The organism is Clostridioides difficile ATCC 9689 = DSM 1296 (assembly GCF_001077535.1).
In the GTDB taxonomy this organism is placed as follows: Bacteria; Bacillota; Clostridia; order Peptostreptococcales; family Peptostreptococcaceae; genus Clostridioides; species Clostridioides difficile.
This window is the reverse complement of sequence record NZ_CP011968.1, coordinates 578144-603629: the sequence shown is the minus strand read 5'-3', so window position 1 is coordinate 603629 and position 25486 is coordinate 578144. Positions and strand designations below refer to the sequence as shown.

Genomic DNA, 25486 nt, shown 5'->3' with positions numbered 1-25486 from the left:
TATCTATTAATATTAACAAAAAGTATTAATTTTTACACTATTTTTGATTATTTGTTTTATAATTATCAAACTCAATTTAGCGTTAAAGCATAATAAATTTTAATAAATAATGCAAAAATTTAAGAATAAGCATTTAAAATATATGGCACAGGAAGTTTACAACTATTATTTATAATACATTAGTTACATATTATAATATCTCGACAATGTCTTAACAATATCTCGATTATATATTTTAATATGTAACTAATATGTTATAATATTTTAATTAAATTAAATAAATTTATATTTTTTTGAAATTACTTAATATTTTATATAAAAATGAAAAAGCACCTCATTCTGATTAAAAATCTTTCTGAGATACTTTTTAAAATATTAAATACTACATATAGCTTACATAAGTTTAAAATTTAATCTATTATAAAATTACCCTAATTGCCAAACTTTTTAATATAAATTTTCCAACATCCTACAAATATAATCAATAGATATAGAATCCTAACTTACACCAATATATATTTATTTAAAATAGTCCTAAAATACCTGTAATAGCTCCCACTACTATCAGTATAAACATTATTTTTATTGGAGAAAGACCTTTTTTTAAAGCAAAGAGTACTAATAAAGTAAGTACCAAAGGAATTAATCCTGGAAATATCTTATCAAGTAAATCCGTTTGAAGACTAAATTTAAAATCACCACTAGTATAACTTATTGGTGTAGATAAATTAATAAACCTACCTACAAGTCCCCCCATGACTAAGGTACCTAGTATAGAAGCCCCTTCTATAACCTTATTTACTATTCCACCTTGAAGTATACTTTCAACAGCTTTTTTCCCATACTTATATCCATTTGTCCACATTCCAAAAGAAATTGAAGTCATTATTATATATTGAGCTATTACAAATAATATAGGTCCTGCAATTGATGCTCCTCCCTCAGTTAAACCAATACAAACAGCCAACACTATAGGAGTTATAACTCCTTGAGTTAAAGTATCGCCAATTCCTGCTAGTGGACCCATCAAGCCTGTTTTGATAGCATTCATACCATCTCCACTTATTTCATCTGCTCCATTAGCTTTTTCTTCTTCCATAGCTATTGTTATTCCATGTATAACACATCCACATATAGGTTCTGTGTTAAAAAATGCTAGATGAGTCTCCACTTCTTGTTTTAACTCATCCTTATCTGGATATAATTTTTTAAGTACTGGCAACATTGAATGTGAAAAAGCTGTTGATTGCAATCTTTCATAATTGTAATTAGATTGTGCAAAGAAAAACCATCTTAACCATGATTTTATTACATCTTTCTTGCTTAACGTTTTCTTAGATACTTCATTTTTTATATCTGACATAATATTTTCCCCCTCACATGTATTTAAGATGTAGCACTATCTTTTCCGTACTTAATTGAAGTAATTGTAAGAGCAAGTATTACTCCAATAACAGATATTACTATTATATCTACTTTAAAATAAACAGCCATTAGTATTCCTAATATGAAAAAAGGCATAGTAAACTTGTTTCCAATCAATTTTAAATTCATAGCAATCCCAAGTGCTGGCAACATAGCCCCAATTACATTAAATACATGTAACACATTATCATTCATTACTTCCAACATACCATCTATCGCATTTGGACCAAAATAAACAACTAATAATGCTGGTATAAAACTCATTGCAAATAACAGTATCTGTGGTGGTACTATATTTATAAATGCTACTCTATCAACATTCCCTTTTTGAACCTCTCTATCAGCCCAATGTGCAAAAAAAGAATTTACTGTCATCTTTCCAATCCAAAGTACAGTTGCAACAGTTCCCAATGGTACAGCTATTGCCATTGCAGTACTTACATCTAGCTTAGATGCTATAGCTAAAGCAGTACCTACATATCCTGCAAAAGCTGGGTCCCCCATCTGAGCTCCCCCTGCTGATATAAAGCCTAGATATATCATATTTATACCTGCTCCTATAATTGCTCCTTGAACAGGGTCTCCTAATATAATTCCCGTTACAAATCCAGCCAATAGAGGTCTATTCCATGTAAAAAATCCAACATAAGTCAACCACGGACTCCAAGAAAGATAATAAAAAATTGCTATTAATACTGCTTGAATTAGTGAAATGTGCATATTCTTCCTCCCTATTTTCTTTTAAAGATTTACAAGATAGTCTTCTTTATAATAATGTTCCTACATCAATTTTCTTTGCATCTGGTACTATTTGTATAAAGCATTTAACATCTTTTGATATTAGCTCTCTAAATATTTCTTTTTCTTCATCTGACACAGATATATTTTTATAAAAACTTTTTCTACCAAGCCCTGCTCCCATACCTCCAACATTCAATTCCTTTAAATCTACCCCGCTATTTACTAAACCTAAGACAGTTTTAGGGTATTTGACCAATACTATTAAATTTTCATCTCCATTATGTGATTTTAAGACTTCAGCACCTGATTCTACATCATGTACTTCAACCTTAACAGTTGATGGAGCTGCCATTTGTAAAACTTGAACTATAAATGGGTCCTTTACTACTAAATCATCCACGATTATTATCCTTTTTGCTGATGTAATCTTACACCAAGCAGTAATAACTTGCCCATGTATTAATCTATCATCAATTCTTGTTAATGCTATATTACTCATAATTATTCCTCCAGATTTTTAATTTATTTTACAACTTTAAAACAGTTTTAACATCTTTGATTCCTGATATCCCAACTTCCTCACATAAATTCTTCAAGTCTTTTAACTTCATAGTATCTCTGTTTAAAAATAACTCTAAAAGCATAGGTAAATTTACACCTGTCAAACATTCTAACTCACATACCTTAGCAAATTTATTTATTATAATAGCAGATGTATTAAATGGAGTTCCGCCATAAAAATCAAGCAATACTAAAACCCCTTCATCCTTATATTTCTCAATTCCATCTTCTAACTTTCTACTAAACTCATCTATGCTGTCACCATGGTTTAATCCTAAAGTTTCTACATTTTCCTGTTTGCCTACTATTAATTCAGCACTTTCTAACATTGCTTTAGCCATATTTCCATGTGTGGCTATAATTATTCCTGCCATATGAATCATACCTTTCTTAACCTTTTTTATATGGATTATTATTTAGTACTCTAATCTAATTATCTATATTAATCATTATCTTACCAAAGAAAATATCCCTTTTGTATACTTTTTCAAAATAAGCTGGTACTTCTTCTAAATTTATTCTATGTGTTACTAATTTTTCAACATTCATATCACCCTTTTGCATATGATACAATCCAGCACTCCATTCTTTTCCTGGGAATGGAAAGGAGTTTCCAAACCAAATTCCCTTTACAGTTAATTCACTTCTTACTATCTTTTCAAATTGCTCTCTAGTCAAAGCTACATCCCCATATGGTACACCTGCATACAATACTGTACCTCCCTTTTTAGCTAGCAACAGTACTTGACCACATGTCAGTGGAGTACCAGCCGATTCAATAACAATATCTGCTCCATCTCCATCAGTTAACCTTTTTATTTCTTCTACAATATTCTTTTCTTTTGCATTTATACAAATATCTGCCCCTAACTCTTTTGCCAAGTCTAACTTCTCATCAAATACATCCACAGCTATTACTTTTGTAGAACCAAATATTTTTGCCCATTGTATTGAAAATAATCCTATTGGACCTGTACCAAGTACTACAACAGTATCTCCAACTTTAGCTTCTGACCTAAAAAGACCATGTCCTGCTATACATACTGGTTCTAGTGCAGCGGCAGTCTCATAACTTATCTCATCTGGTATTTTTATTAAATTTCTCTCTTTCACCTTTGTATACTCTGCAAAACAACCTCCAAGTTCTTTATTTCCTATTATTGCTACATTATTACATCTTGAATACAAGCCTTTTTTACATTCATCACATTCAAAACATGGCATAGCTGGACAAACAGCAACTCTATCTCCTATTTTAAAACTCCTTACTTCTTTACCAACCTGTGCCACTTCTCCAGAAAATTCATGCCCTAAAATTTCTCCAACCATATGTGGACCTGTCTTTGAATATTTTGATATATCAGAACCACATATTCCAGCTACTTTTACTTTAATTATTACATCATCTTTTTCTAATATTTTTGGTACATCCACATCCTCCACTCTTAAGTCTCTTATACCATAGAATCTAACTGACTTCACTATTAACCACCCCTACTTTTTATTTGAGAATATATTCCTATTGTTTATATGTTAAATATCTAAAGCAACTTTCATGCCAATATATGTAAGCATTGTATTCATGCATTTTACAAAATTATCATTAAATGTGTGTCAAAGTGTGTCAAAAGTTTCTTATATTAAAACTTATGTGTGTCAATATAAACGACACTAACATTTTATATTAGTTCTCTTATTATAAGTTTTATAAAATGTACTTTTTTTGTTATTTTTATAAAATTGTTCGGAAATTTCCCTTCTATTTGTGATATAATATTAAATATAAGGTATCAATATAAATTTTCATGCGAATATCAGAACTTTTTTGACACTAATGCCTTATTCAATATAATAATTTAACTTTTTGGAGGTTGTTTATGAAAAAAGTGTATCAAGGAAAGACTAAAGATGTTTTTGAATTAGATAATGGAAATTACTTACTTAAATTTAAAGACGATGTAACTGGTAAAGATGGAGTATTTGACCCAGGCGAAAATAGTGTAGGTCTAAGTATAGATGGAATTGGTAGAGCTAATTTAGAGACATCTGTTAAGTTCTTTGAAATTCTAAACAATGCTGGAATTAAAACTCATTATGTAAGTGCTAATTTAGAAGAAGCAACTATGGAAGTTCTACCAGCAAAAGTTTTTGGTAATGGATTAGAAGTTATTTGTCGTTATAGAGCTGTAGGTAGTTTCTTACGTCGTTATGGTTCATGTGTTGAAGAAGGTGCTAAACTAGATTGTTATGTAGAAGCAACTTTAAAAGATGATGACCGTTGTGACCCTCTTATAACATCTGAAGGTTTAGAAGCTTTAAACATTATGACTCAAGCTCAATTTGATTCAATGAAAAGCATGACTCAAAAAATTTCTAACATAGTTCGTGATACTATAGCTGAAAAAGGTCTTGAGCTTTATGATATTAAATTTGAATTTGGATTCTACAATGATGAAGTAATCTTAATAGATGAAATAGCATCTGGAAATATGCGTGTCTATAAAGATGGTGTAATAGTTGACCCTATGGATTTAACTGCTCTTTTATTAGATAAATAGTATATACATATAATTTACAAATATAATAAACTTATAAATAAGATAAGCTATGAAGTAAAGACTTTTTAAATGTTGATTATTTTTAAACATTTTCTCGCCTTTAATTTCATAGCTTATTTAAATTAATATACTCTAATTAGTAGATAATAGCTTTAACCCTACAATTCCCACCACAATAAAACCTATACATGCAATTCTTGATATACTAATAGGCTCATTTAAAATAGCCATGCCTACAATAGCTGTACCGACGGTACCAATTCCAGTCCATATTGCATATGAAGTTCCAAGTGGAAGATGTTTTAGTGCTAATGACAAAAAATAAAAACTTACAATCATTCCAACAACAGTAAGTATACTTGGAGTTAATTTAGAAAATCCATGTGAATTTTTTAGTTGAAAAGCCCAAAACACTTCAAACAAACCTGCAACAAACAAAAATAACCATTTCATAAATTCATCCCTCTTTTCAAATATGTCTCTTATTTTTCCAATAAAATAACCTGAGAAATATTATAAAATATCTCCCAGGTTTTTGTCCTTCCGTGTTCACAACAAAAACTATGTTGTGGGTTTTATCTCGGACCAGACCAATCATTAATAATTGCGGAACCCTATAAAACTCTATTAATTATTCTATTTTATCTATAATAATACTATCAACATATATAAAAAAAGTCAATATATGGGTTCCATCTATAATAAAAATAACTTTTATATACCTTTTAATATTCTTATTCACTTCTCTCCATACCCATTTAGGTCAATCTAAGAATATCTAATTTTTATTTAATATGTTATAATAACATAAAAATATTGAAAGGAGTAATTTCTATGAATTTCTATAAAATTGCAGTATGTCAGATGATTACTACAGAAAATAAAATTGAAAATATCAATCATGCTGTAGATATGGTAACAGAAGCTGCCATCAATGGAGCTAAAATTGTAGTTTTGCCAGAAATGTTTAACTGCCCATATGAAAATAAATATTTTCCTAAATTTGCTGAAGAATATCCAGGTGAAACAACAACGATATTAAGTAAATTAGCTGAGAAACATGGAATTTATCTAGTTTCTGGTAGTATTCCTGAGTTAGAAGATGGAAAAATCTATAATACTTGCTATGTATTTGATAAAAATGGAGCTCTAATTGGAAAACATCGTAAAATGCACTTATTTGACATTGAAGTTACAGGAAAAGTTAGTTTTAAAGAATCAGATACTCTTACAGCTGGAAATGATGTCACTGTAATAGATACCGAATATGGAAAAGTTGGTATAGCTATTTGCTATGATATTCGTTTCCCTGAGTTATCACGTTTAATGGCTCTTAAAGGTGCTGAAATCGTTATCTTACCTGCTGCATTTAATATGACTACTGGTCCCGCCCATTGGGAGTTATCTATAAGAATGCGTGCTTTAGATAATCAGATATTCTATGTTGGTGCTGCACCTGCTAGAAATATGAATGCTTCTTATATAGCTTTTGGAAATTCAAGAATTTCAGACCCTTGGGGAAGAATAATTGCTCAAGCTGATGAAAAAGAATGTATTATTTATGCTGACATTGATAGAGATTTAATTCCTGACATAAGACAACAGTTACCACTTCTTAAGCACAGAAGAACTGATTTATATGAACTTAATACTTTGAAATAAAACAGAACATAACCCCATAAATCGTAAATTAAGTGTTAAAAAAATTTATGGGGTTCTCATTAATTTGATTTAAAATTAATTTCATAAAAATAATGCTAAAATTAATTTAATTAAATAATACTAATAATTACTAATGATTATGCTAATTATCAGCATTTACTAATTTAATCACTATTAGTTATTTCTTTTATTAAATATCTTTACTTTTTTACTTATTATGTCTTCTAGCTTTACATTTGGATTATGGTATTTCTTTCTATTTTTAGTCACATCTTTCTATTGAATTACTTGCTTAAAACACCAATGCACACATGCCAGATAATGTTCACAATTATGTAGAAATCTTGCTCTACCTTCTTCAATGTTGATATTATCTCTCCTAGTTGATATTATCTTTCCTAAAATTTCTTTTAATTAAAAAACAACATTAGTTGATATATCAAGTATATTTTAAGCAACTGAAAAAAACAATAATAATTGATATATCAACTAATTAATGTAGATTAATTCATTTTTATAATTTATATACTTTTTAATTAATCTACCTTATTTAATTAAAATCCTTCCTTTCTATTTATCCATTTTCAACTTAAATTATAAGATTTCATCAGCTATATTTTTGCATACCAATAAGTATTAAATATCAAATATATATTCTATTAAAATTTCTAATAATTTCATCCTTGATTTATTTAATATATAAAAATATACTAACTTTAATGATTAAGTTTTGAAATATAACTAAAAATTTGATAATTTATTGAGATTTTTATACTAAAATATACATACTATACAAACTTAATTTAGAAGGGAGCATTCTTATGAACAATAAAATACTCGTCGTAGATGATGAGGAAGGTATAATAACACTCTTAAAAGATTACTTTGAAATGAATGGTTATGAGGTTTACACTGCTCAAAGTGGAAAAGACGCATTAAAAAAAATATCCAAAAATCCAGATATCATTCTACTTGATATAAACATGCCTGAAATAGATGGAATTGAAGTTTGTAATAGAATTAGAGATTATGTATCATGCCCTATTCTATTTCTTACAGCTAGAATTGAAAACACTGACAAGATAAATGGTTTTCGTGCTGGTGCTGATGATTATATTGTAAAACCTTTTGATTTAGACGAACTTGGAGCTAGAGTATCTGCCCATTTAAGACGTGAACAAAGGAAGTCAAATCAAACTAAAATTAAATTTTATAATGATTTAACAATAGATTACGAAAAAAGGTTAATTTGTATATATAATAATCAGATTTCACTTTCAAAAAAGGAATTTGATATAGTAGAGCTTCTCTCTATGAATCCTGGACAAGTATTTGATAAAGAAAAAATATATGATAGAGTCTGGGGATACAATAGCAATGGAAATAGTGATGTTATAATGGAACACATTAGAAAAATACGAATCAAACTATCAAAACATACTCTTGAAAATTATATAGAAACAGTCTGGGGAGTTGGTTATAAATGGATAAAATAAATAATATGTCATTAAAAAAAGCTTTCTTTGTTCTTACTTTATCTTCACTAATTATAGCATCAGTACTTACTACTTTCGCATACATTTTACTTAATAATCTATATAATTCTATACAAGATAAGTATTTAAAAACACCTATAAATACAGGTATTATAACCATAGTTCAAAACAATGTGAACCAATTTAGTGATTATGATAAAACATTACTTAATATAATCAACATACTCCAGCTTGTACTTCCACTTATATTTTTTATAGGACTTTTATTATTAGCTGATATAATTTTTTACAAGGTAAAATTAAAAACACCCATAGAAATACTCAATAAAGGTGCAATGGAAATATCCAACAACAATTTAGACTTTTGCTTAGAATATAATAATAATGATGAATTAGGTAATCTATGTAATGCTTTTGAAAAAATGAGGTCTGAACTAAATAAAAACAACATAAAGATGTGGACTATGATTAATGATAGAAAACAACTTAATGCTGCTTTTTCTCATGATTTAAGAAATCCCCTAACAGTTCTAAAAGGTTACTCAAACTATTTAACAAAATACATACCAACAGGTAAGCTTAGTGATGAGAAGATTTTATCAACCACACAACTTATGTCTGAGCATATTAACAGAATTGAATACTATGTAGAAAATATGAGTAATGCTCAACGATTAGAAGATTTAGTTGTTTCAAAATCTATGTCGAATATAAACAAGTTTATAGAAAACTTAGATGAAAATATATCTATCATTGCTAAACAAGAAGGAAAATCTTTTACACTTAAAAATCAAATAAATAATATAAATCTATTTTTTGATGAAAATATCATTCTTAGAGTCGTCGAAAATATAATATCGAATGCTTTTAGATATGCTAGAAATAATGTATCCATACTTATATATCTTGAACAAGAACTCCTTACCTTTGTAATTGAAGATGATGGTATAGGATTTAGTAAGGAATCTCTAAAATTAGCTTTAAGACCTTTCTATAGAGATAAGACTTTAAATGACAGCAATGCACACTTTGGTATGGGTCTTTATATCTCAAAAATATTATGTGAAAAACATGGTGGCTCTATTTCTATTGAAAATAATTCTACTAACAGTGCTAAAATTACTGCTAAATTCTCAACAAGAAATTAAAATGATTTTGTAAGCTTTCACTGCTATTATATAAAATTTGTTAGTTTAGAATTTATAAAATGTATTTCAATTTACAACCAATATATATACTATTTTGTAGAAGTTGTAAGAGTTGCTTCAATTATAATATTTTGGCAAAAGGCATTTGAAACAATAATAGAAATATATATTTAAATATGTAGAATAGTATGAAATTAGAATTTTGGAGGTGATTATATTAAAAGTTTTGCTAATAATATTACATTCTCTCGTATTGTGTTTGCATTGCTAATGCTTAGTTCTACATTCTGTTCACTGCCTTTCTGGATATGTTATTTTTGGTGTGGAATTAGTGATATACTTGATGGTCTTATTGCCCGAAAGTTGAGACAACAAAGTGGAATAGGTGCAAAGTTAGATAGTATTGCTGATTTCATTTTTGCGGTTACAATTTTGGTTACTGTCGGAAAAAATATTGCTCTTCCCATGTATCTATGGTGGTGTATTGTTGCAATAGCATTGTTACGGTTGATTAGTTACAGTATTGGTTTTTTTAAGTATCGCACATTTTCATCGCTTCATACTTTGATGAATAAAATCACTGGAATTTCTATCTTTGCGTTTCCATTACTCTATATTTGCTTTGGTCTTGATGTTGCAGGAATTATGATATGTATCGTGGCTTTTCTTTCTTCTTTTGAAGAAATAGCAATTATGATAAAATCAAAAGAATTAAATCGTGATATAAAAAGTATATTTATGTGACAACTTAGAATTTGTGACAAAAATAATTTATATAATAATGAGGAAGTAAAACATAAAAAATTATCCACAAGTTTATGTGTAAAATAGTTTTAAAGCAATAGAGTTGTATTGTAAAGCCTTTAGTGCATAAATTACATTTTAAATTAAAAATGATACTGAAACTGCTTATCAGCACTGCGAATTATCCGCAAATAGTGAAGACTTTTTAGATTTAAGCTAAAAGTTGGGAAAAAATTGAGTTTTAAAACTTACACTCTTCTTATATAGAAAAGGAGAGTGTTTTTTATGATTATAAAAGCAAAACAATTATCAAAAATATATGGTTCTAATAACAATAAAGTTATCGCACTTAATAATGTAAATTTAGAAATAAACTCAGGTGAATTTGTTTCTGTAATTGGACCTTCTGGAAGTGGAAAAAGCACACTTTTACATATTTTAAGTGGATTAGATAATCCTACCTCTGGACAAGTGTTACTTGATGATAAAGATATATATAAACACACTGAAAAAGAACTATCTGCACTTAGAAGAAAATCCTTTGGATTCGTCTTTCAACAATTTAATCTTTTACCTGTTCTTACAGCATCTGAAAATATTTCAATGCCTGTACTTCTAGATAAAAAACAACCTGATAAAGGCTATTTAAATGAAATTTCATCATTACTTGGAATTGCAGATAGACTCAATCATCTTCCCCATGAACTTTCAGGCGGTCAGCAACAAAGAGTTGCAATTGCTAGAGCACTTATTGCAAAACCAGATATAATATTTGCTGATGAGCCTACAGGAAACTTGGACAGTAAAAGTGGCAGTGAAGTTATGAATCTTCTTATAAAAACTTCAAAACAGTTTGGAAAGACTTTAGTGGTAATTACTCATGATGATAGAATTGCAAAACTTGCTGATAGAAAAATTTCAATTATTGATGGTGTTCTTATGGAGGTGAAATAGAAATGAAGAATTACCTTTCACTTTCAATAAAAGAATTAAAAAGCCAGAAACTTATGACTACATTCATCATTATAGCAATAGTACTATCAACTATTATGACAACTGTGGTTGGACAGTCAATTGGTATCCTACAAAATTTAAGAATTGAACAAGCCCGTTCTTTTAATGGTGATAGACATGTATCCTTTCACCAACTCACTAAAAATCAAGTTGATGACATAAAGAAAGATGATAGAGTTTATCAAGCTGGTACTTCAATAACTATTGGCAGTAGTAAAATAAAGGATTCTGGTATCTCTGTACTTGTAAAAGAGTATGATAAAACAGGACTTTCTAACTACCCCAAATTAATGAAATTAAAATCTGGACATTTGCCTAAAGATAAAAACGAAATAGCCTTAGATGAAAACACACTAAAGCTTATGGGTATAAAACCAAGACTAGGAGTGACTATACCTATGAATTTAGATATTTCACTTTTAAATGATACCATACCACCATATAATTACACAGCTAACTTTAAATTGAGTGGCATTTTAGAGGATGATTATACAGGATATGTAAGTGGTATAGTAAATGGTATTGTAGGTAAAGGTACATCAGAAAATCTATTACCTAAGAGATATATTTTATCCTCTTTGGATTTTAAAATAAAACAGCAAGAAAAGTTTCAAGAAATAGTAAATCAATTAGCTAAAAAAATAAATCTTTCTCACAATTCAATTCAATATAATTGGATTTACTTAAATGCTCTTAAGATACAGTTTGAAAAAGATGAAAATAGTTCTAATAGTGATGGTATATCTATGATTATATTGGTATCTTTATTTGTTGCCTTATTGGTTTTACTGGCCTCTGGACTTGTAATCTATAATATTTTAAAAATCTCTGTTACAAAGAAAATTAAAGAGTATGGATGTTTAAGAGCAATAGGAGCTGAACCAAACCAGATATATAAGATAGTTATTTTACAAATCTTAATTTTATGTACTGTTGCCATACCTATTGGAGCTGTAATTGGAATTATATCTTCTAAAGGCATAACTGGAATGGTCACTAATATCTTAAATCCAGATATACTTCTAGCAAATGATAATAAAGAAATTACTGAGCTTATACATAAAAATACAACAGCATATATGTTCCCATTAGTATTAAGCACTAATGTATCTTTGATTTTTTCATTTATTTCAGCATTACCATCAGCAATATATGCTTCACATGTCTCTCCCAAAATTGCTATGGTTGGTAGTACCACCAAAATCAAAAGAAAAATTAAAAGAGAAAAAACAATAAAAAACTTTGAAAGACATCTAGCATGGCTAAACTTAAAAAGAAATAAAGGAAGAACTATAATAACTATACTATCATTATTTATGAGTATAACAGTATTCGTTGCACTGAGTGAGTTCTCTAATGTATTAGATGTATCTAGGTCAGTAAGTAATTTAAAAGAAGGAGATTTTTCCTTAACAAATGAAATATCTGGTTTTGATAAATCAACACTAGATAAAATAACTAAAATGAAAAACGTCAATCGCACTTCCTTTATAAAGTACTCTGAATACAAACAGGGGGAAATAGATACAGATATAAATTTTGAAAATAGTGGTGAGATGTTAAAAATCATTGGAATTGATGAGCAAACTTTAAAAGACTTAATGCCTTCTATTACAGATTCTATACTAGAAGACTTTAAAAATGGTTCTATCTGTTTTATAAAAAATCCGATTGCTATTTCTACACCAGGTGTAAAAACTAGACATACAAATTTAAAACCTAAAGATAGTATCACAATCAACAAAAAACAACTAGATATATATAGTACAGTAGATAAAATGTTCTTTTTACAAGGTAATGGCTGGATAAATGGTGTTGATGTTATTGTATATGATTCTGTTTATAACACCTTGACAAATAAAAACAAATTCAACCAGATAAATATTTATGCTAAAGATAAATCAAAATTAGAACAAATAGGATTGTCTATCGAACAGATTTGTGAAAATAATCCTGGCTCTCATTGGATATCATATATTGAATCAGATAAACAACTTAAAGAGAGTTTTAAACAAATAGAATTTCTAGCATGGGCAGTTATATTATTTGTGGGATTGATTGGTACTTTAAACATCATTAACACAACTCATACAAATATAAATACTAGGACTAATGAGATTGGAGTTAAAAGAGCTATTGGTATGAGTAATAGTAGCTTATATAAAATGTTTTTATGGGAAGGTGTTTATTATGGAATTTTTGCTGCTATATTTGGTTCAATTGCTGGGTATGCCAGTGCTATTATTATAAACATGGCAACTATAGAAAAGCTTGATTTCACTAATATACCAATTACTTCAATTTTACAAGCTACTATTATTTCTGTACTTGCATGTATTATAGCTACTCTTATTCCGTTAAGAAAAGTTAAAAAGATGAATATAATTGACTGTATAGATATCAATTTATAACTATTTTACAGATAATAATATAAATTAAATTATCAATGACTGTCTCTATTTTCTTTCAAATCTAACTAATAAATCTTTTTAACTATAATATAAGCTTTAAAAAAGGCCTGTCTCAAAATAGAGATAAGCCTTTTTTCATTGTCGAAATAATGAAAATATATTTAACTTCACAAAAAAAGAGTGCCTCACGAATTAAAAATTTCGCTTTGAGACACTCCCCTTTAATTTAAAATATATAGTTAAATGCTATGCCAAAATTTCACACATGCTCCACCTGATTTTGAATTTTCTATTTTAACAGAACCTCCAAGCTGTTCCACTAATTGTTTGACAATGTAAAGCCCAAGACCAGAATGTCCACCTTTTGTCTGCCTAGCTTCATCTCCTCGATAAAATTTATCAAGAGCCTTTTTTAAATCTTTAGAGCTAAACCCTCTACCAGAATCACAAATCTCATAAGAAATACAATTTTTTTCATCCTTTACAGTAATACTAATATTACCACCTGATGGAGTGTATTGCAGACTGTTGGATATGATATTATCAAAAATTCGTGTCAACCTATCCACGTCGATTTGAATTGGGGATTGTATATTCCCCTGCATTTTCAATATAAGTTCAACTTCCTTTTGATGAGCCTGTAATTCATAGTCTTGCACCTTTTGCCTCAAAAATTCAGGTAAATTTATAGGAACAAGATTTAATTGTATATTTGACTTTTCTAAGTCAGACGTATATTGCATCTTTTGGACAAGAGCAGCACTTTTTTCTGTATTTTCTCTTATCACTGTAAGATACCTATGAAGTTTTTCATTGTCATCTGTATTATTACCAATAAGTGCATCTGTATATCCCAAAATAATAGAAAGAGGAGATTTTAAATCATGTGCTAGAGCTTCCACCATTTCAACACGTTCCTGCTCCATCTTCCACTGTGCAGATAAAGAGCCTTTTAATTCGTCTTTCATTTCAGAAAAGGCACTACAAAGTTTACCGAGTTCATTATCTGAATAATAGTCGATTTCAAAATCAAGGTCCTTTTCTTTTATCTTCTTGGACGCATCAATCAATAGATGTAATGGTTGATTGATATTCTTTACAAAGCGCTTAGAAAGCCATCTAGTAAAACCCACGATATATAGAAATGGAGAAAACAGAGCCATTATAATAACTGCAAATACAAATCTCCCTCTAATATTTGCAAAGGTGATTTTCACTTGGTAGAATAGAATAACAGCACCCTCAATCTTTCCATTATCCCCTTTGATTGGAACAGTATGGATATAACCACCTTTACGAACAGTTTTATTGATATTATTATTAAATAATTCTTCTTTTGTTTTAAATAGTTTTTTGGGGTTAGTACCATATAAAATATTGCCATTATTATCCACAACTTGATATAGCATATCATCCCCACGAATCGTTCTTTTTAAACCTTCTTCATTCGATTGTGATAACAAAGCTATGTTTTTTTCATTGATGTATTTTTCAATTCTAGGAACTTGTCGCTCATAATAGTTTGGTGGATAGATATCCTTATTTAAGGAATGAATATACAAATAGAGAGCAAATACATAAGTAATCACTGTGGCAACTATACTGGCTATTATAATAAAAATAAAAGTATGTCTAAATTGGGTAATAAGGGATTGATTTTTCATTTAATAACCTCTCTCTCTTTACATTTTATTCCACTTATACCCAATACCCCAAACTGTGGAAATATATTCTTTTTCTGGTGTCACAGCAGAAAACTTAGCTCGTATTTTTTTTACTCGTTCAACAACAGTTGAGGAATCACCTTCAGAATCACACCCCCATACTTTTTCATAGATTTGTTCTCTTGAGAAAACTTGTCCTGCATGGAGTGCTAGTAATTCAACAATATCATACTCTATTTTTGTTAAATCAATATTCTTACCATCAATTTTAATTGCACGTTCCTTCATATATAAGCATAACTTCCCAAAATACAAAGTAGATCTCTTGTTCTCTTCATTGATATACTGTGAACGCTTTTCCCTACGCAGATTAGCTTCAATCCTTGCCATAAGTTCACGCAGTCCAAATGGCTTTGTTACATAATCATCCCCTCCAAAGGTCAACCCTTTGATTTTGTCGGTTTCTGATTGCTTTGCACTTAAAAATATAATTGGGCATAAAACATCATCTCTAATTGCCTGACATACCTCAAATCCATTCATTTTAGGCATCATAATATCCAGTATAATAAGGTCAGGCTCCTGTTTTGATAACTCTATACCTGCCTGACCATCATAAGCTATCAACACTTCATGTCCTTTTGCCTTCAATTCATCCTCAAGTAGCATTACTAGGTCCATTTCATCATCAATAATCAATATTTTACTCAATATAACACCACCTTTCTCTTATGGGAAGGTCAGTATTAAAACAATATTCGTCTACTCATAACTTTTCCTTCCCTCCCACATTTTAAACCAAATAACGCCTCCTATCAAGAATATAATCAAACCTATTGCTACTACTATAAGCTCTATACTAGCTGTTTGCATCACTTTAGAGTAAAATGCCTCAGTTGAAATAGTTCCAGCTTCTTTAATAAAATAAATTCCTGGAAGCATACCTAGTTTTACTGGCCATGTCCATGGAACAAATGCCCATACTTTTTCACCAACGCTAGTTAATCCAAGTATTGCTGCCATCAAAATTCCACCAATACTAATACCAATAGATGCACCCATACCCCATGCAAAACTCACCCAAAGATGAATAGCTAATAGTGGAAGTGTCCCAATCACCACAAGTCCTGCTGCTGACAGGAATAACCATATTGTTGCTCCAGATGGCACTGCAATACTCATTCCTATGCAAAGTATCAACGTAGCAATAAATGTGCATATAGTTAGGCAAAACAGAAGAAAAAGAAATTTTCCCAGATATAATCTGACACGAGAAATACCTACACATAAAAAACCATTAAAATTTCCAGCAAGCTCTTCCTCCTGCACTATAAATCCTGCTAAAATACCTACTCCAATAGGAATGATGAATACAGTCCATACTGTAAAAAATCCTTCAAAAGCAAATTCTTGTGTACTTCCAGATTTAGTTGTGAGATAAAAAACCACACATAATGAAAAAATAATAGGCATACAAAGAGTAAGCCACTGGACAGCTGTCCTCTTTGCTCGAAGCCATTCTGATGATAATAGTTTTATCATTTGTCATCCCTCCTATTGAACCAAGCTGCAGTAAGTGCTGTTAATACTATAAACACAACCAAAGAAACAACAATCCCAATAGGAATCACTGAAGTATTCAAAAGTGGGTCTCCAGCTTCTAATATAGTACCGTTAGGATGTATGTTGATGATTGGGCATACCATTCTAACTGCCCAACTCCAAGGTACTGCAATCCAAAATGGTTTTGTCGCAGCAAGAACACCAAATATCATACCTAAAGCTCCAACTCCCATACTTAGGAACATACCTTTCCATGTAGCTAGCCATAGCTGAAGTGGAAGTATAGCAAGAGAAACAACCCAGCATACAATACTTGCCCCTATAATCTGTCCAAAAGGAACTGGACCAGCTTTCAATATTAAACCAGTTATAATTGTTACGACTATTAAAACTAGCGTTGAAATAAAACTGTAGACTGCCATAGCTATAACTTTATTAATCCAAAGTGTCATAGGAGACACATTGTGTGTACGTAAAGCACGATAATTTCCAGCTTTTTTTTCCTGGAAAGCTACCAAAGTAGCGAACAATGCAAATCCAATAGGCAGAAATAAAAATGACCACCAGTTAAAAATTAATGCTAAAAGATTTTGCCACGCCCAAGAAGTTGTTTGAGATAATGGATTTTGCATGAGTGTTGATTGCATTATAAATGCATATGCTGCAAAAGACACTGGGAAAAAAACAATAAGTTTACCCATAAATGTTCTTTTATACTTTAAAAGTTCTGATTGTAAAGCATTCATCTGTTTTGTCCTCCTTTAAGAATAACATCTGTAAAAAATTCTTCTAGATTTTCATTAGGGTCAGGCATTCCTTGAAATAATAGTCGTCCTCCATTTATAATTCCTATATTATCTACAACTTGAGCAACCTCTGATAGAATATGGCTAGAAAGAATTACAGTTATACCTTTTTTGGGAAAAGAAGCAATCAATTCACGCAATTCTTGAATGCCAAAGGGGTCAAGACCATTGGTTGGTTCATCTAGTATTAACAACTCTGGGTCACTCAAAAGTGCAATAGCTATTCCTAACCTTTGTTTCATACCCATAGAAAATTGTGAAGCTCTCTTTTTACCTGTATTTTTCAAATTTACTATTTCCAACACTTCATAAATTTTATCTTTAGGTATTCCCAATATTTTTGTATGTACTAACAAATTTTCCTCTGCTGTAAGGTTTCCATACAATGCAGGGGATTCTATTAAAGAACCTATTTTTGCAAGAGATTCTCGTTTCCAAGGCTTTCTATCAAAAATAATACGACCATTTGTTGGGCGAAGAAGACCAACAAGCATTTTAAGTGTTGTGGACTTTCCTGCTCCATTTGGTCCTAAAAGTCCATATATACTATTTCGTTCAATTTGTAGAGAAACATTGTTAACTGCCATTTGTTCTCCATATCTTTTTGATAAGTTTTTTGTTTCAAGAATTAAATCTTTCATATTAATTTCTCCCTTCTTGTAATACCTTAAATCTGTTACTAAGAGAATACTAACATGAAAAAATAACAATTCTATAACACCTACTAATTTTAATAAAATTTAAAATAAAAAATAGAGTTACCAATTTTATTTTGGCAACTCTATTTAAGTTTATGTTTTACAGTTATATTAGATTTAAGCTTAGTTTCATTATCACACTAACTTCAAATTTACTCTATAATCCTTAAATCAAACACTAATTTATTAATCAAACACTAATCTATTAATTTATATTTCTTTAGACATCTAATATAGTTTGCTACTAAATAATAATTATTTATATCATATTTATCTAATCCTTTAAAAGAAGTTATTTCATCATTAAGCTCATCACTACCTTCTACAAAAACATAACCTGTTTCAAATTCCATACCTACAATAATCTTACAGCCACTATAAATTTCCTCTTGAGTATCGTACAATTTTTTTGCATTTCCTTCATTTGGAATTGTAAATACAATAGGTTTTAATTCTTTATCACTGGAAATCTTTTGTGAAAAAGGCTTGTTTAACTTAATATTATTGATAACTACATGTTTAAATTCCTCTGAAGTTTCTTCTACTATTACATATTTTCGCTTTAAAAACTCTATTATTTCTAAAACAGACTTAGAATTTACTTTTAAAATACTTTTATATTTTTCATATAAAGATTTCCACTGTTCAATTTTTTCCTGTGGTATTTCTTGGATATGTGTACTTATTTTTTCTTGAGATATTTTTTTCAATTAAACTCTCCTTTCAATACTTAAATATTCTTATGAATCTCACATGACTAAAGTTACAAGGTTTCTACTTAATAGAATTTTGCATACTTAAATATGTCTTATTAATTCTCTACAGGATATCTCCGTAGTTCCTACAATTCTTACATAAGTTACTTATTTTAAATTGTTATTAGTTAGATTCTAAAAATTATTTATTTTATCACTAATATAATACTCTTAAAAACTTTACAAATCAATTTAAATTTGCTACCTTTTATTTATAACAACTTATAGTACATTTCTCCTATGCTTTTCAATATATTACTTTTAAAAGGAGGTTTTCCTTATGATTTTAAATAGAGCTGAGCTTTTCCGAGGATATTCTTTAAATAGATTTAACGAGATATGCAATATATTATCAGTAAATAAAATTAAATATAAGTATAAAGTGAAAAATAATGCTTACTCTAAAAAACCTTTTTTTAATGAAATAACACTTGGCAATTTAGGTCAAAAGGAAGATTTCTCTTATGAGTACTTAATTTATGTTCATAAAGACGATTATGAACAGGCAGAGTCTCTAATAAATTCTAAGTTGCGATAGATTATTTATAAAACATGACATTCTGTTGTCATGTTTTATATGTTATTATACTTTCAAATATGCTACTATATTTTCAAAATTGTGTGCTTTAAAACTAGCTTTTTATAGTAATTTAAAGCTTAAAACTAAGGAGACTCGTTATATGAAAATAAATATAAAATCAAAGTTAAGTGAATTTATTAAACAGAACAATCTTTTTGATGACAGCAGAATAATATCCTACCTTCCTAATATAACAATAGAAACAGACAAAATAAAAACTATAATGATTAATGAGGTTGTCCCAACTAACACCAATGACGATTTTTATAGTGTAGATAAAGATGCTGATTATTTAAAAACTACTATTCCTTTATTTGACAGTGCAGGAATAAAAGTATCTAACATAAATGATATCCTAGATATGGGTATCTATATAACTAATGCAGTAAAACTTCCTAAATCAGAATATACAATAACTCGTGATACAATTAAATTACATATGCCTATTTTAGAAGAAGAAATTAAATTATTTAAAAACCTAGAGGTAGTAATGTTAATGGGAGATGTTGCAAAAAAATCTTTTAATATGATTACTAAAAAGCATATAAAAAAGAATGTCATCCCTTCCATTTCAACATATAAACTTCGTAATAATGAACTTTATTATGATAATTTAAGAGTATTTCCATCATATATTATGACTGGTGGAAACATACTGATTGAAAAATCAAAATTTGAAATGGCATCAGAAGATATAAAAAAAATGTTCGAGATTATAAACGGTTGATATTACAAAATAATAAAAACTAATATAAAATAAAAGTGCATCAAAAACTTCTATTTATGAGGCACTTTTATTTTATATTAGTGTAACTATATACTATTAACATAATTTATTATTTATATTGTTCTTTTTAATCTCTATTCCATTTAGTCTAGGTAACATTACTCTTTACAAGATTACTTTATATTTCTTTTATATCTCTAACGTTTTTATTTAATAAAACAATTATTAATACAAGTCAAATATATCTATTTATCTAAAAATATATCTTTTACAGTAATATCTGGATGGTGATACTTCTTCCTATTCGTTAAAAAAGATTTTTTTACATTAATAGCCTCTTTTGGACACCAGTGAAAACAAGCTAGGCATCTTTCACACTCATTACCCCACTTTGGCTTTTTATCAACTATACTTATATTCTCTACAGGACAAACCCTTTTACATGTCCCACATCCATTACATTTATTTTCTGCAAAAAATTTAGTAGTTGCAATTTGCATATTCTTACCTACTAAACGAAGTACAACACTATCTATATGTGACTTTAAATTGTTTTTTCCTTCTATATTTCCAATCTCCAAGTTATTGATACATTTTGCAATCTCAGCTACCCTATTAGTCTGATTTTTCAATCTTTCTTCTTCAACATCTGGAGGTGTTATCAAAGCATTTCCAGGCATATTGATTAAAAAACCAGCAGATAATTTTTTCCCCCTTTTTTTAAGTAACTTATCTATAGTAAATAAACTATGTCCAGCTACCCCATTACAAGTGGCAATGGCATATATATGAGTATTAATATTAAAATTTAATTTCTCTACAAAAGACTTTACTATATCAGGAACATCAGCAAAATAAACAGGAAAAACAATTACCAATATATCTTCATTTATGTCTATATTATTTTCTTTTCTATGTATAGCTAAGGGTATAACTTCTTTACTTCCATTTAACGTTTCTTTTAAAATATTTGAAACTACTAGCGAATTTCCTGTTCCAGAAAAATAATAAATCTTACTATTCATTCTTATCCCTCTTTCTATATTTCTACATCATCAATAGTTAAAAAGTCTCTTAAAATAGGATTTATATTTACTTTCCAATTCTATCCAAAATATCAGTAAACAAAGGCAATTCTTCATCAGAGATAGATTTAAATGTCTCTGTTGCATATATACTTGCAATTTCATTTAATGGTTCTTCTAATTCTCTACCTAAATCTGTTAGGAATATTTGAAACTTACGTCTATCTTTAACATCTACTTTACGGACAATTAATCCCTTATTTTTCATAACATCTAAGATTCTTGTCGTATTAGATTTATCCTTACATGATTTTTCACATAAATCTATCTGAGAAATTCCATCTTGCTCCCATAGAAACCTTAATAACGCATAATGGTCAGTTGTTATATCATATCCATTTTGTTTAAACATCTTTTTTAAATCATCTTTTACTTTTAACGAAGTACTTACTAACTTAGTTGTAGCTTCATATAGTTTCTCAAAATCTTTCATTTTACCTCCATTTAAATAATCCCTTGCTCCTCCCATCTATCAATTATTCCCTTATATTGCTCAATATCTTTAAAAGCCATTGGCTTTAAAACAGCATTTATAGCAATAAAATTATAGATTTGAGAAAGCACAGGTGGATTTTTCTTTTCCTCTATGCAATAAATAAATTTTTTAGATACCTTTTGTATCTTTGATTCTACTTTTTCAGTTATAGGATTTTGATTAAATCCAGTTTTTATAGATAAACTACCACAAACATAACCTCCCGAATCTAAGACCATGGATTTTATAAAAGAAATTGCTTTTGAACCACGTGCATTTTCATATGTAGTAACTGCTATACATGGCTTACGATACAATAATCTTTCAAGCATCATATGTGCTCTATCTGTAAACACCTTGAAAAGTCCAGTTACACTACTTCCATAAGTTGGGCTACCAAATATAACACCATCACTCTTAGTAATTATATCATGAATATACTCTACTTTATCATTTTGATTGATACACTTGCCCATTTTATAACAATTTAAACAACCAATACAATATGATGGATTTACCTTACTTAAATCAAAATAATTAATTTTTACATCTGGTATTAATCTTTCTATATCTTTATACAAGTAAGTTAAAACTTTTGATGTAGCTCCATTTTTTCTAGGGCTTCCATTTATAACTGTAATTATCATTTCTATATCTCCTTTTTAGTTGTTATATCAACAATAAGTATATCAACTATATTTTTAGCTGTCAATATAAACCATTTATTTAAAGCTATACTTACACAGCTTAAATAAAAGTTTTATTTAACTACATGTGCTTATTTAATCAACTATAAATGAATTATTTTTAATAATTGACAAACTAAATTAATGATAATATACTTTATGTATTACAAATGTAAGTAGAAGGAGGTATAGTATGAAAAAGTTACCACATATTTCAGAAGCAGAATATCAAGTTATGAAAATTATTTGGAAATATGCTCCTATCAGCACTACTGAAGTAATTGAAAAGTTGGTAGAAACAAGTACATGGAGTCCTAAAACAATTCAAACAATGTTATTGAGATTAGTTAAAAAAGGAGCTTTAACATATGAAAAAAATAGCAGAGTATTCGTTTATACTCCACTTGTTAAAGAAGAAGAATACGTAGCTAAAGAAAGTAGTTCTTTTTTAAATCGTTTTTATAATGGTACTCTTAATTCTATGGTACTAAACTTTTTAGAAAATGATAAACTATCTGAAGATGATATTGAGGAACTGAGAGAAATCTTAAATAAAAGGACGACTAAGGGGGATAAATAAATATGTATGCCCCATTCTTTATACGATTTTTACTCAGTACATTAACCTTATCAATATTAATTGCTGTAATTTTACTTGCCAAAAAAGTATTTAAAAAACATATTTCTGCAAAGTACCAATACAATATTGGATTTATATTGCTTATAATGTTAATAATTCCATTTGTCCCTCTTAAATATATTAATCTTGGAAATGTATTTAACTATTTATATACTTTTAATCAACTTGGAAGCAGTACTAATAGGACTTCTATGATAAAAAATAGTCCAAATTCTATAATTAATAACTCAAATGCATTAAACGATTTTTCAGTATCCCTAAACCAAGTTAATTTTGATAGTTTAAATATTTTATTACTAATATCATGGATAATTGGAATTTTAATCATGATAGCTATTACTATTCATTGCAACATTAAAATAAAAAATATGAAAAAATCAATACAAATTTTAAGAGATGAGGAGATAGTATTTATATTTGAAAAGTGTAAAAAAGATATTGGTATAAATAAGGATTTTATACTATGCAAATCACCTATTATAAATACACCTATTACATTTGGATACTTTAAACCACACATTATATTACCAGATAAGTCTATATCTAAATTATCTTTAAAAGATATAAAATATATCTTACTTCATGAATTACAACACTTTAAAAATAAAGATATACTGATAAATTATATAATGTGCTTCCTTCAAATATTATATTGGTTTAATCCTCTTGTATGGTATGCATTTAAAGAAATGCGTATAGACCGTGAAATTGCATGTGATATTTCAGTTTTAAAAAAGCTTGATAAAGATAGTCATATAGAATATGGACAAACTCTAATAAACTTTGTGGATAATATTTCAAGACCATCAAATCTTACACTTACATCAGATATTGGTGGGTCAAAAAAACAAATAAAAAAGCGACTATTGAAGATAATGGATTTTCATAATGAATCAAATACGTTAAAATTCAAAAGCATTTTAATTTTTACATTGATAGCTTTAATTGTATTTGGAAATATTCCCAAACTATCTATTATGGCAGATATCAACGAAAAATATAGACCTACAAATGAACAAACTGTGTACGAGGACTTAAGTCAGTATTTTAAAGGTTTTGATGGAAGTTTTGTTATGTATGATTTAAAATCCAAGCAATATCATATTTACAATAAAGAAAAAAGTAAAACAAGAATTTCTCCAAATTCTACTTATAAGATTTATAGTGCCTTATTGGGATTGGAAAATGGGATAATAACAAGAAATAATTCACATATCCCTTGGGATGGAAAGCATCATTCTAATAGTTCTTGGAATGAAGACCAAGACTTATTTTCTGCTATGGAAAACTCCGTAAACTGGTACTTTCAGACTCTAGATAAAAAAACAGGGCTAAAAAACATACAAACTTATCTTAGGCAAATTGGATATGGCAATTATGATGTTTCAGGTGGTATCTCAAACTTTTGGCTAGAATCTTCATTAAAAATATCACCTATTGAACAGGTAGAATTACTTGAAAGTTTTTATACAAATAAGTTTAAATTTGAAGATAAAAATATAGAAACAGTAAAAGATTCATTGTTAATATCAAAAAAGGATGGGGTATCACTTTTTGGTAAAACAGGCACTGCTAATATAAATGGAAAAGATGTAAATGGTTGGTTTATAGGTTATGTGGAAAAAAATGAAAATACTTATTTCTTTGCTACAAATATTCAAAGCAAAGATTATTCTAATGGTAGTTCAGCATCTAAGATAACATTATCCATATTAAATGACAAAAAAATCTATAATCCTTAATATATTTACTGTACATTCTAAAAAATTCACATAATTTTCATATTAATTATCAATTAAATTCATATACAAGGCTTATTATATAAACATAGAAGATAGTAAAACTAGCTTAAAAACATAATATAATACCCTATACAAATAGTGGCAACTCTCCCTCACATCCTCAATTGTTGCCACTATTTAATTTTTTGTATGAAGTTAAATATATTTTCATCATTTCAACAATAAAAAAGAGGTCTATCTCTATTTTGAAACAACCTCTTTAATTATTTTAGAGTTTACTAAGAAGTCTAAAAACAATTTATCTA

Annotated in this window: 26 protein-coding genes and 1 riboswitch; of the genes, 11 read left to right on the top strand and 15 right to left on the bottom strand. The window is 28.6% G+C overall.

The annotated features are described in order from the left end of the window. Positions 1-523: 523 nt before the first annotated feature. From CDIF1296T_RS03335 to CDIF1296T_RS03315, 5 genes are read right to left on the bottom strand one after another with little or no spacing between them, the layout of a single operon-like run. A complete protein-coding gene (locus CDIF1296T_RS03335; RefSeq protein WP_009895535.1) occupies positions 524-1363 on the bottom strand; it encodes a PTS system mannose/fructose/sorbose family transporter subunit IID in 840 nt (279 codons plus the stop codon). A gap of 23 nt (positions 1364-1386) precedes the next feature. Further along, a complete protein-coding gene (locus CDIF1296T_RS03330; RefSeq protein ID WP_003434801.1) occupies positions 1387-2145 on the bottom strand; it encodes a PTS mannose/fructose/sorbose/N-acetylgalactosamine transporter subunit IIC in 759 nt (252 codons plus the stop codon). 46 nt (positions 2146-2191) lie between these two features. Next, complete coding sequence (locus CDIF1296T_RS03325; protein ID WP_009895531.1) at positions 2192-2665, bottom strand: PTS sugar transporter subunit IIB; 474 nt, start codon at positions 2663-2665, stop codon at positions 2192-2194. A 28-nt stretch (positions 2666-2693) separates the two neighbouring features. Continuing rightward, positions 2694-3101: a PTS sugar transporter subunit IIA gene (locus tag CDIF1296T_RS03320; RefSeq protein WP_011860837.1), complete on the bottom strand. Its 408-nt coding sequence runs from the start codon at positions 3099-3101 to the stop codon at positions 2694-2696. 55 nt (positions 3102-3156) lie between these two features. Then, positions 3157-4209: a galactitol-1-phosphate 5-dehydrogenase gene (locus CDIF1296T_RS03315; RefSeq protein ID WP_009895529.1), complete on the bottom strand. Its 1053-nt coding sequence runs from the start codon at positions 4207-4209 to the stop codon at positions 3157-3159. Between the two features lie 395 nt (positions 4210-4604). Between CDIF1296T_RS03315 and CDIF1296T_RS03310 the strand changes: the two genes are divergently transcribed. Next, on the top strand, positions 4605-5285 hold the full coding sequence (locus CDIF1296T_RS03310; protein ID WP_003426355.1) for a phosphoribosylaminoimidazolesuccinocarboxamide synthase: 681 nt from the start codon (positions 4605-4607) through the stop codon (positions 5283-5285). A 132-nt stretch (positions 5286-5417) separates the two neighbouring features. Here the strand turns inward: CDIF1296T_RS03310 and sugE are convergent, their stop codons facing one another. Beyond that, a complete protein-coding gene (gene sugE, locus CDIF1296T_RS03305; protein ID WP_003417824.1) occupies positions 5418-5738 on the bottom strand; it encodes a quaternary ammonium compound efflux SMR transporter SugE in 321 nt (106 codons plus the stop codon). A gap of 69 nt (positions 5739-5807) precedes the next feature. Next, positions 5808-5914, bottom strand: a riboswitch (guanidine-I (ykkC/yxkD leader). A 205-nt stretch (positions 5915-6119) separates the two neighbouring features. On the opposite strand from sugE, the gene CDIF1296T_RS03300 reads away from it, so the two are divergent. The 6 genes from CDIF1296T_RS03300 (at position 6120) to CDIF1296T_RS03275 (ending at position 13760) form a co-directional block, all read left to right on the top strand. Further along, on the top strand, positions 6120-6947 hold the full coding sequence (locus CDIF1296T_RS03300) for a carbon-nitrogen hydrolase family protein (RefSeq protein ID WP_003426351.1): 828 nt from the start codon (positions 6120-6122) through the stop codon (positions 6945-6947). An 821-nt stretch (positions 6948-7768) separates the two neighbouring features. Next, entirely contained in the window at positions 7769-8443 is a 675-nt protein-coding gene (locus CDIF1296T_RS03295) for a response regulator transcription factor (protein WP_009895528.1), read from the top strand. Beyond that, positions 8431-9591 carry a sensor histidine kinase gene (locus CDIF1296T_RS03290; RefSeq protein ID WP_009895527.1) on the top strand — a complete coding sequence of 387 codons (1161 nt, stop codon included), beginning with the start codon at positions 8431-8433 and terminating at the stop codon, positions 9589-9591. Before CDIF1296T_RS03295 ends, CDIF1296T_RS03290 begins: the two co-directional genes overlap by 13 nt. Before the next feature lie 216 nt (positions 9592-9807). Further along, a complete protein-coding gene (locus CDIF1296T_RS19975) occupies positions 9808-10335 on the top strand; it encodes a CDP-alcohol phosphatidyltransferase family protein (RefSeq protein WP_032508224.1) in 528 nt (175 codons plus the stop codon). A 285-nt stretch (positions 10336-10620) separates the two neighbouring features. Continuing rightward, complete coding sequence (locus CDIF1296T_RS03280) at positions 10621-11289, top strand: ABC transporter ATP-binding protein (RefSeq protein ID WP_009895525.1); 669 nt, start codon at positions 10621-10623, stop codon at positions 11287-11289. A 2-nt stretch (positions 11290-11291) separates the two neighbouring features. After that, positions 11292-13760, top strand: a complete 2469-nt coding sequence (locus tag CDIF1296T_RS03275) for an ABC transporter permease (protein WP_009895524.1) — start codon at positions 11292-11294, stop codon at positions 13758-13760. Positions 13761-13999: 239 nt separating this feature from the next. Here CDIF1296T_RS03275 and CDIF1296T_RS03270 read toward each other — a convergent pair whose 3' ends face one another. The 6 genes from CDIF1296T_RS03270 to CDIF1296T_RS03245 all read right to left on the bottom strand — a co-directional run bounded on the left by CDIF1296T_RS03270 (position 14000) and on the right by CDIF1296T_RS03245 (position 19201). Next, the gene (locus CDIF1296T_RS03270) at positions 14000-15424 is read right to left on the bottom strand and encodes a sensor histidine kinase (protein WP_009895522.1); all 1425 of its coding nucleotides are present in this window, start codon (positions 15422-15424) and stop codon (positions 14000-14002) included. An 18-nt stretch (positions 15425-15442) separates the two neighbouring features. Further along, the gene (locus CDIF1296T_RS03265; protein WP_003434748.1) at positions 15443-16135 is read right to left on the bottom strand and encodes a response regulator transcription factor; all 693 of its coding nucleotides are present in this window, start codon (positions 16133-16135) and stop codon (positions 15443-15445) included. 51 nt (positions 16136-16186) lie between these two features. Then, on the bottom strand, positions 16187-16966 hold the full coding sequence (locus CDIF1296T_RS03260) for a lantibiotic immunity ABC transporter MutG family permease subunit (protein WP_009895519.1): 780 nt from the start codon (positions 16964-16966) through the stop codon (positions 16187-16189). Further along, on the bottom strand, positions 16963-17733 hold the full coding sequence (locus tag CDIF1296T_RS03255; protein ID WP_003434740.1) for a lantibiotic immunity ABC transporter MutE/EpiE family permease subunit: 771 nt from the start codon (positions 17731-17733) through the stop codon (positions 16963-16965). Before CDIF1296T_RS03255 ends, CDIF1296T_RS03260 begins: the two co-directional genes overlap by 4 nt. Then, positions 17730-18434 carry a lantibiotic protection ABC transporter ATP-binding protein gene (locus tag CDIF1296T_RS03250; RefSeq protein WP_003434737.1) on the bottom strand — a complete coding sequence of 235 codons (705 nt, stop codon included), beginning with the start codon at positions 18432-18434 and terminating at the stop codon, positions 17730-17732. The genes CDIF1296T_RS03255 and CDIF1296T_RS03250 overlap by 4 nt, the downstream gene beginning before the upstream one ends. A 254-nt stretch (positions 18435-18688) precedes the next feature. Beyond that, a complete protein-coding gene (locus CDIF1296T_RS03245; protein ID WP_009895516.1) occupies positions 18689-19201 on the bottom strand; it encodes a hypothetical protein in 513 nt (170 codons plus the stop codon). Between the two features lie 325 nt (positions 19202-19526). On the opposite strand from CDIF1296T_RS03245, the gene CDIF1296T_RS03240 reads away from it, so the two are divergent. Beyond that, a complete protein-coding gene (locus CDIF1296T_RS03240) occupies positions 19527-19784 on the top strand; it encodes a hypothetical protein (protein ID WP_003434733.1) in 258 nt (85 codons plus the stop codon). A gap of 142 nt (positions 19785-19926) precedes the next feature. Continuing rightward, positions 19927-20553 carry a uracil-DNA glycosylase family protein gene (locus CDIF1296T_RS03235; RefSeq protein WP_009895513.1) on the top strand — a complete coding sequence of 209 codons (627 nt, stop codon included), beginning with the start codon at positions 19927-19929 and terminating at the stop codon, positions 20551-20553. 245 nt (positions 20554-20798) lie between these two features. Here CDIF1296T_RS03235 and CDIF1296T_RS03230 read toward each other — a convergent pair whose 3' ends face one another. The 3 genes from CDIF1296T_RS03230 to CDIF1296T_RS03220 form a co-directional block, all read right to left on the bottom strand. Then, positions 20799-21578: an EFR1 family ferrodoxin gene (locus CDIF1296T_RS03230; protein ID WP_003434727.1), complete on the bottom strand. Its 780-nt coding sequence runs from the start codon at positions 21576-21578 to the stop codon at positions 20799-20801. Positions 21579-21645: 67 nt separating this feature from the next. Then, entirely contained in the window at positions 21646-22071 is a 426-nt protein-coding gene (locus tag CDIF1296T_RS03225; RefSeq protein ID WP_011860828.1) for a MarR family winged helix-turn-helix transcriptional regulator, read from the bottom strand. An 11-nt stretch (positions 22072-22082) separates the two neighbouring features. Beyond that, the gene (locus CDIF1296T_RS03220) at positions 22083-22760 is read right to left on the bottom strand and encodes a flavodoxin family protein (protein WP_009895507.1); all 678 of its coding nucleotides are present in this window, start codon (positions 22758-22760) and stop codon (positions 22083-22085) included. Between the two features lie 232 nt (positions 22761-22992). Here CDIF1296T_RS03220 and CDIF1296T_RS03215 point away from each other — a divergent pair, with 232 nt between their 5' ends. After that, positions 22993-23379 carry a BlaI/MecI/CopY family transcriptional regulator gene (locus tag CDIF1296T_RS03215; protein ID WP_018112573.1) on the top strand — a complete coding sequence of 129 codons (387 nt, stop codon included), beginning with the start codon at positions 22993-22995 and terminating at the stop codon, positions 23377-23379. Positions 23380-23381: 2 nt separating this feature from the next. Further along, complete coding sequence (locus CDIF1296T_RS03210; protein WP_018112574.1) at positions 23382-25181, top strand: BlaR1 family beta-lactam sensor/signal transducer; 1800 nt, start codon at positions 23382-23384, stop codon at positions 25179-25181. The last annotated feature ends 305 nt before the right edge of the window (positions 25182-25486 follow it).

Coding starts and splice junctions, on each gene's coding strand:
- CDIF1296T_RS03335 (WP_009895535.1), bottom strand. CDS start 1,363: ATGTCAGATATAAAAAATGAAGTATCTAAGAAAACGTTAAGCAAGAAA.
- CDIF1296T_RS03330 (WP_003434801.1), bottom strand. CDS start 2,145: ATGCACATTTCACTAATTCAAGCAGTATTAATAGCAATTTTTTATTAT.
- CDIF1296T_RS03325 (WP_009895531.1), bottom strand. CDS start 2,665: ATGAGTAATATAGCATTAACAAGAATTGATGATAGATTAATACATGGG.
- CDIF1296T_RS03320 (WP_011860837.1), bottom strand. CDS start 3,101: ATGGCAGGAATAATTATAGCCACACATGGAAATATGGCTAAAGCAATG.
- CDIF1296T_RS03310 (WP_003426355.1), top strand. CDS start 4,605: ATGAAAAAAGTGTATCAAGGAAAGACTAAAGATGTTTTTGAATTAGAT.
- sugE (WP_003417824.1), bottom strand. CDS start 5,738: ATGAAATGGTTATTTTTGTTTGTTGCAGGTTTGTTTGAAGTGTTTTGG.
- CDIF1296T_RS03300 (WP_003426351.1), top strand. CDS start 6,120: ATGAATTTCTATAAAATTGCAGTATGTCAGATGATTACTACAGAAAAT.
- CDIF1296T_RS03295 (WP_009895528.1), top strand. CDS start 7,769: ATGAACAATAAAATACTCGTCGTAGATGATGAGGAAGGTATAATAACA.
- CDIF1296T_RS03290 (WP_009895527.1), top strand. CDS start 8,431: ATGGATAAAATAAATAATATGTCATTAAAAAAAGCTTTCTTTGTTCTT.
- CDIF1296T_RS03280 (WP_009895525.1), top strand. CDS start 10,621: ATGATTATAAAAGCAAAACAATTATCAAAAATATATGGTTCTAATAAC.
- CDIF1296T_RS03275 (WP_009895524.1), top strand. CDS start 11,292: ATGAAGAATTACCTTTCACTTTCAATAAAAGAATTAAAAAGCCAGAAA.
- CDIF1296T_RS03270 (WP_009895522.1), bottom strand. CDS start 15,424: ATGAAAAATCAATCCCTTATTACCCAATTTAGACATACTTTTATTTTT.
- CDIF1296T_RS03260 (WP_009895519.1), bottom strand. CDS start 16,966: ATGATAAAACTATTATCATCAGAATGGCTTCGAGCAAAGAGGACAGCT.
- CDIF1296T_RS03255 (WP_003434740.1), bottom strand. CDS start 17,733: ATGAATGCTTTACAATCAGAACTTTTAAAGTATAAAAGAACATTTATG.
- CDIF1296T_RS03250 (WP_003434737.1), bottom strand. CDS start 18,434: ATGAAAGATTTAATTCTTGAAACAAAAAACTTATCAAAAAGATATGGA.
- CDIF1296T_RS03240 (WP_003434733.1), top strand. CDS start 19,527: ATGATTTTAAATAGAGCTGAGCTTTTCCGAGGATATTCTTTAAATAGA.
- CDIF1296T_RS03235 (WP_009895513.1), top strand. CDS start 19,927: ATGAAAATAAATATAAAATCAAAGTTAAGTGAATTTATTAAACAGAAC.
- CDIF1296T_RS03230 (WP_003434727.1), bottom strand. CDS start 21,578: ATGAATAGTAAGATTTATTATTTTTCTGGAACAGGAAATTCGCTAGTA.
- CDIF1296T_RS03225 (WP_011860828.1), bottom strand. CDS start 22,071: ATGAAAGATTTTGAGAAACTATATGAAGCTACAACTAAGTTAGTAAGT.
- CDIF1296T_RS03220 (WP_009895507.1), bottom strand. CDS start 22,760: ATGATAATTACAGTTATAAATGGAAGCCCTAGAAAAAATGGAGCTACA.
- CDIF1296T_RS03215 (WP_018112573.1), top strand. CDS start 22,993: ATGAAAAAGTTACCACATATTTCAGAAGCAGAATATCAAGTTATGAAA.
- CDIF1296T_RS03210 (WP_018112574.1), top strand. CDS start 23,382: ATGTATGCCCCATTCTTTATACGATTTTTACTCAGTACATTAACCTTA.